1 pseudogene is annotated in these 288 nt (G+C 53.5%); it reads right to left on the bottom strand.

The window, feature by feature from the left end:
• Positions 1-60: 60 nt before the first annotated feature.
• Positions 61-288, bottom strand: a pseudogene (locus tag LK536_RS58685) (TIGR01212 family radical SAM protein); the annotation flags it as partial.

Genomic DNA, 288 nt, shown 5'->3' on the forward strand with positions numbered 1-288 from the left:
GTGAATGGTCATGTCAGAGGGGAGCCATTCCACACAGTCAATCAAAAGGTCAAGGTATTCCTACATGGACAGCACCGGAAAGGGGGTATCCCGGTAAATCCTGGCAAGGTCCGTGCCGTTCAGGATGTGGAGCAGCTGAAGCTTGATGCCATCCACCACACCCTTCTCCAGATACTTTACCGTCTCAAGCATCATTTCCCTGGTTTCGCCAGGAAGTCCCAGGATAATGTGGACAATGACCGTAATCCCTGCCTCCTTAAGCCGGGGAAGGGCGGATTCGGAGGTAGG

The sequence above is a fragment of the Clostridium pacaense genome, from assembly GCF_020709765.2.
Classification (GTDB): domain Bacteria; phylum Bacillota; class Clostridia; order Lachnospirales; family Lachnospiraceae; genus Enterocloster; species Enterocloster hominis.